The sequence below is a fragment of the Pseudomonas defluvii genome (genome assembly GCF_001695625.1).
Taxonomy (GTDB): domain Bacteria; phylum Pseudomonadota; class Gammaproteobacteria; order Pseudomonadales; family Pseudomonadaceae; genus Aquipseudomonas; species Aquipseudomonas defluvii.
On the sequence record NZ_MBPN01000276.1, the window covers coordinates 1 to 1,215 of the forward strand.

General features: G+C 60.2%; 1 protein-coding gene. It reads right to left on the bottom strand.

Translation table 11 applies throughout. The features are described 5' to 3' along the window. Nucleotides 1-234: 234 nt before the first annotated feature. Complete coding sequence (locus tag EKA13_RS27265) at nucleotides 235-972, bottom strand: DUF5983 family protein (protein WP_003158619.1); 738 nt, start codon at nucleotides 970-972, stop codon at nucleotides 235-237. Nucleotides 973-1,215: the final 243 nt, after the last annotated feature.

A 1,215-nucleotide genomic window follows, 5' to 3' on the forward strand; every position in this document is an offset into this window, starting at 1 on the left:
ATATGGCGCATGTGCAGCGTGCCACTCAAGCGCTCGAATACCAGGATCTGGCCGATGGCGTCGTCCTGGCCCATGGCGTTGACGCAGGCTCCAAGCTGATGCTCGAAGTCGCGTGCGGGCGAGATGAGGTCGGGGAACATAAAGTGCTCCTATGAAATTGGACCAGCCCGGCTCCTAGAAAGGAGACGGGCTGGCATGGAGGGCAAAGAGGAAGGTGGGCTCGTGGTGTGTTTGCTAGGACTCGGCCAGCGGCAAGCCCGGCAACACGGGCGCGTCGGCGTCGAGGATGAGGATGCGCACATCGGCCTGGCCAGCCAGTTCCAGGATGTTCGCCAGGTCGTCTGGCATGCCCTTGCTGCGGTGCTCCTGCCGAAGCTGCTCGGCGGTGATGCCATCGGCGTGCTCCAGGTTCTGGTCCGTCCAGGGCGTTGAGATCAGCTTGACGCCGATCGCCGGGCTGTACGGAACCCGAAAGGCGATGAACAAAAAGGCCTCCGGCGTGGCGAGGTCCGCCAGATTGGCGAGGTACTGGCCGGTTTCCTGGCTGATGTGCGCGCTGCTGATTTCCCAGCAGCGGCTGTAGTAGCCGGTCTCGAAACTCAGGCGCTGCACGATTTCCCGCGCGGCCTCGACCGAATAGCTGTCACCGACGTGGATCAGGCGATCGTCGAAGTCCTCGCCATGAATGGCATAGACCACGGCACCGATCACGCCTTCGCCGTTAACGCCCTCATCGGCATCGCATTCGGCCAGCACCTCGGCGCTTATAGGTTCAGAGCCGTTCGTGACCACCGCGAAATCGCTGGTGACGATGCAGGAAGATGAAATCAGTTCCTGGTCGGAAAGATGTTGCTGGCTCGGGTGGATATTTCGCCAGACATGCGGGCTTCCGTCCTCGTAGCTGATGGACAGCGTGCGGACGATTTTCAAGTTCCAGTAGCCGCGAACAAAGGGATTGGGATTCTGAGACATGGGAACGCTCCAGATTGAATAATGGAGCCAATTCCCGCCACCGGGAATTGGACCCAGTGGGTTGAAAAGGGAAAATGCGTCAGTCGGCGCTGATCGTTGGCTTTGATTCAGCCGCTTTACGCTGGGCTACGGAAAGGAAATCGAGGGACATGGCCGTGTGGACGCATGTCCCTCGTGGGGAACGAAAAGACGGGGGTGTGCCCGAAACGGGCTCACCAGCCGCTGTAGTTCACCATCAAGTCG